This window comes from Natronomonas sp. (assembly GCF_036625485.1).
GTDB lineage: Archaea > Halobacteriota > Halobacteria > Halobacteriales > Haloarculaceae > Natronomonas.
On the sequence record NZ_JAZKTR010000173.1, the window covers coordinates 1 to 4,634 of the forward strand.

At 64.9% G+C, this 4,634-nt stretch carries 3 protein-coding genes; all 3 read right to left on the reverse strand.

What is annotated here, in order from left to right; all coding sequences use genetic code 11:
* Positions 1–1,910: adenosylcobalamin-dependent ribonucleoside-diphosphate reductase (locus tag V5A53_RS13010; protein WP_332314049.1), on the reverse strand; the 1,910-nt coding region annotated here is incomplete at its 3' end.
* 568 nt (positions 1,911–2,478) lie between these two features.
* Positions 2,479–3,066 carry an anthranilate synthase component II gene (trpG, locus tag V5A53_RS13015; RefSeq protein ID WP_332314050.1) on the reverse strand — a complete coding sequence of 196 codons (588 nt, stop codon included), beginning with the start codon at positions 3,064–3,066 and terminating at the stop codon, positions 2,479–2,481.
* A partial coding sequence (gene trpE, locus V5A53_RS13020; RefSeq protein WP_332314051.1) for an anthranilate synthase component I occupies positions 3,063–4,634 on the reverse strand: 1,572 nt, incomplete at its 5' end. The genes trpG and trpE, both read right to left, overlap by 4 nt.

Genomic DNA, 4,634 nt, shown 5'->3' on the forward strand with positions numbered 1-4,634 from the left:
GTCGTGTTGCCGACCATCGAGGTGGTGCCCGTCGGCGCGATGGTCGTCGTGTTGTGGTTCCGAATCGGGAAGCCCTCGGCCCAGTCGTCGGCGTCGAGGCCGGTCTGCTTCTCGAACCACTCGCGGTACTCGGTGGGGTTCGCGTACTTCGATTTGTCCCACTCGTCGAAACTGCCGCGCTCCTGGGCCAGTTCGTGGGAGGCCTGCTTCGAGCCGTGGTTGATGTACCGCATCACCTGCCGGGCGACCTCGTTGCCCTCGTCGCTGCCGTACTTGATGCCGAGCTGGATGTAGAGCTGGGCCAGTCCCATCACGCCGAGGCCGATCTTCCGCATCTCGCGGACCTTCTCCTCGATCTGCGGGACCGGGAAGTCCGACATCGTGACGACGTTCTCGAGGAAGCGCGTGCCCATCTCGATGCGGCAGTCGAACTCGTCCCAGTCGACGGCCTCTTCGAGGAACGCCGCGACGGCGTCCTCTTCGGAGTCGAACTCGTCGCCGTGGCGCTCGTTCCAGACCCGCCAGTCCGGCGAGTCCTCGGCGGCCAGCGTCGAGAGGTTGATGTGTCCGAGGTTACAGGCCTCGTACTCCTCGAGGGGCTGTTCGCCGCAGGGGTTCGTCGCGAGGATACGGTGGTCGGGGTGTTCCTCGACGTCGAAGGAGTGCTCCTTGTTCACCCGTTCGAGGTAGATGACGCCGGGTTCACCGTTCTCGTGGGCGCCCTCGACGATGTGTTCCCACAGTTCCTCGGCGGGCACCGAGAGTTCCTCACCGACTTCGACGTACTCGCCCATGTCGAACATGTCGTAGAGTTCCTTCGTCTCCGGGGTGGCGATGTGGGCTTCGCCGGTCCGGGGGTTGGTGAAGGTGAAGTCCTCGCCGTTCTGGACGGCCTGCATGAAGTCGTCGGTGATGCCGACGGAGATGTTGAAGTTCGAGAGGTGGCCCTCGACGGCGTTCCGGAGGTGCTTGGGGACGCGTCCCTCGTCGTCGATGAGTTCGCGGGCCTCCTCCAGGGCCTCCGCGAAGGAGTTGTGGGTGAAGTCGTCGGGGTCGTTCAGCCGCAGCGTCTCCGCCAGCGAGACGTCCTTGTTCTTCGCGTGGAGGAACTGGATGACGTCGGGGTGAGAGACCCGCATGACGCCCATCTGCGCCCCGCGCCGGGCGCCTCCCTGGGCGATGGTCTCGCACATCTGGTCGTAGGTCCGCATGAACGTGATGGGCCCCGAGGCGATGCCGCCGGTCGAGCCGACCGCGTCACCGTAGGGGCGAAGCCGCCAGAACGCATACCCCATGCCGCCGCCGGACTGGAAGACCTGTGCGGCCTCCTTTGCCGTCTGGTGGATGTCGTCGATGTCGTCCTTCGGGGAGTCGACGAAACACGCCGACAGCTGCTGGAGTTCGTCGCCGGCGTTCATCAGCGTCGGCGAGTTCGGCATGAAGGAGAGTCGCTCCATCAGCTCCTGGAACTCGTCGGCGGTTTCCTTGACGTGTTCGCGGATGTCGTCGGGGAGTTCGGGAACGAGCGTCTCGTAGGCGAACTTGTTGACGTTATAAATGGAGAGTGTCGTCTCGGCGTCGTCCTCGGCGGTGACACCCTTGCCGAAGACCTCGGCGGCGAGTTCGTCGCGCCGCGGGTGGTCGGGCTTCAGCAGGTCGGGCGTGACCGTGATGTCGACGCCCTGCTTTTCGGCCTCGAAGACCGCCTCGGCCAGGGCGATGTTCTTGGCGACGCGGTCGAAGAGGTCTTCCTGCTGTTCGATAGGTTCGCCGTCGGCGTCCTTCCGGAGGTAGCGGGCCGGGAGGATGTTGTGATAGGCGTTGCCCGTGAGGCGATCCTCGAGGGTGTCACCCTCGGTTCGCTTGACTGGGAGTGTAATCTCGTCCGCGGAGAGGTCGGCCCCGGACATTACTCGGCCCTCCGGCCACGAGCGGCGTGTTCCCCTACGATTCCTCGGCTAACGAAAGTGATGGCGCGGGTCATCTATGACGGAGTTTGCGTACTGTGGGATGCCCAATAACCCTTGGCATCTCGGAAGGGTTCTTGTCGATATTCCGATACCGATTGTGGGCACTAGTTGTTTCCAGCTACGACGGCCATGCGCGTGCCCCAGCGCGTACGACCTGTGTTGTTCGCTGGAACTCTTATAAGGCTGGTCAGACCGTAGTGAAAGTGTAATCGGAGCCCCCGAAACCGAAGGATAGAAGCGGTGTTTCCATTGGAAATAAGAGGGGGTTAGAATCAGCTATTGTACAGTTGCAACGATTCGTGTGGGGTTTTGTGACCAGCCTGCACATCGGCGTGTGGTCACAACACGAAAACGAACCCGTGGCCGAAAACCTCGACACACATATTTTTTCTGAGGCTATTCGTCTATCTTCTTTTCGGCCAGTTTCTGTTACTAGAATGTCGCAGTGCCTCTCCTGTCGCCGACGCGTGAAATCCAGCCGGGACACGGACCGGCCTGTGGGAAAGAGCTATTCGACGCCTGCCAAGAAGTTCTCGATGAGGTCGTGGCCCACGCCGGTCAGCACCGACTCGGGATGGAACTGGACGGCCTCGATCGGATACTCCCGATGCCGGATACCCATCACCAACGCTTCGCCCTCGTGGTCGGTGGTCGCGGTCACCTCGAAGACGTCGGGCACCTCCAAGGCGATGAGGGAGTGATACCGGCCGCCCTGAAACCCATCGTCGAGGCCCGCGAAGACGCCCTCACCGTCGTGGTCGACCGGGAACGCCTTGCCGTGGATCGGCTCGGGCGCGCGGCCGACCGAGCCGCCGTATTCGTACACGGCGGCTTCGAGCCCGAGGCAGACACCGAGGGTCGGCACCTCGGGGCTGATCTCTCGAAGAACGTCCATCGTGACGCCGACGTCGCGGTCGTTCTTCGGGTGGCCGGGCCCTGGCGAGATGACGATGGCGTCCGGGTCGACGGCCCGAACCTCTTCGAGGGAGGCCGTATTCCGAAGCACCTCGGTTTCAGTGCCCTCGTGCTGGCTCACGTACTCCACGAGGTTGTACGTGAAGGAGTCGAAGTTGTCGATGAAGAGGACGCGCGTCATCGGGAGACCTCCCCGATTTCATCCTCATCCGCGCTCGCGGATTCACGGATGCGGTCCAGCGCCGCCAGCACGCCGTCCATCTTCTTTTCCGTTTCCTCGAACTCGCTTTCGGGGTCCGAATCCGCGACGATGCCGGCGCCGGCCTGTACGGTCACGCGGTCGGTGCCGTCGACGCCCGCGCCGTCCTCGACCGTCGCGGTCCGGATGACGATGGCGAAGTCGGCGTCGCCGGTCCACGAGTAGTAGCCGACGCCGCCGCCGTAGAGGCCACGTGGTCGCTCCTCGAGGTCGTCGATGATCTCCATCGCGCGAATCTTCGGCGCGCCCGACAGCGTCCCGGCGGGGAAGGAGGCCCGCGTCGCGTCGAAGGCGTCGCGGTCCTCGCGCAACTGCCCGGTCACCGTCGACTCGATGTGCTGGACGTGGCTGTATTTGAGGACGTTCATGAATTCCTCAACGCGGACGCTGCCGGCCGCACAGACGCGGCGGACGTCGTTGCGTGCGAGGTCGACGAGCATCGTGTGTTCGGCCCGCTCCTTGCCGTCCGCGAGCATCTCGCCGGCAAGCCGTCGGTCCTCGACGGGGCTGTTCCCGCGCGGGCAGGTGCCCGCGATGGGGTTGCTCATCACCTCACGGCCGCGGACCGACACCAGCGTCTCCGGGGAGGCGCCGACCACCGTGAGGTCGTCGTAATCGAGGACGTACATGTACGGAGAGGGGTTGACCTCCCGAAGCGCCTCGTAGAGTCCGAGCGGGTCGATGTCGCCGTCCAGTTCCCGCGTGCGGGAGATGACGCCCTGATAGATGTCGCCGTCGAGGACGTGCTCTTTGGCGGTCCGCACCGCATTCTCGTAGTCGTCCTGCGGGCCCGCGCGTTCGTCGACCTGCTGGAACCCGCCCGTCGCGATGCCGTCAGCGTCGGCCAACAAGCCCTCGACGCGTTCGACCTCGTCCTGAAGTTCGTCGTAGATCGCGCCGGGGTCGTCCTCCTCGCGGACGACCGGCGTGAACGCCAGCGATACCGTCCCCGCGGCATCGTCGAAGACCAGTGTCTTCGTGTTGAGGACGAACTGCGCATCGGGGAACCGCGAATCGGGATGCTCTAAGCCGACCTCATCGAGCCACAGGTCGTAGACCGCGTCGTATGCGAGAAAGCCGACCAGGCCACCCTGCAGTTGCTGGCGGTCGGTCTCCGGGAAGTTCCGCAGCGGCAGGTCGGGCAGCGACGCCCGAAGCTTGTCGACCGTGTCGCCGCCGTTGGGCGTCAAGAGGCCCTCGTACCGTTCGTCGACCACGTCGATGGCTGGAGGCTCGTCGGCCTCGACGGTCACCACGGCCGCGGGGTCGTAGCCGACGAAGGAGTACCGGGCGTGGCGGTCGGCACCGTGGCCGGCCGTAAAGGCTCCGTCCGGATCGCTGGAGGCCACCTTCTCGGCGCTTTCGAGCAGGAAGGCGTGGTCGCCGGCCTCGGCGTCGGTCGTCCGACCCGTCACCGCGGCGTAGGCCGCCAGCGGTTCGGTCGATGCGTCCAGTTCCGCGACGGCCCGAACCACGGCCGGGCCGTCGTC

Bases quoted from the DNA above. Each gene is read 5' to 3' on its own strand.
- trpG (WP_332314050.1), bottom strand. From the start codon at position 3,066: ATGACGCGCGTCCTCTTCATCGACAACTTCGACTCCTTCACGTACAAC.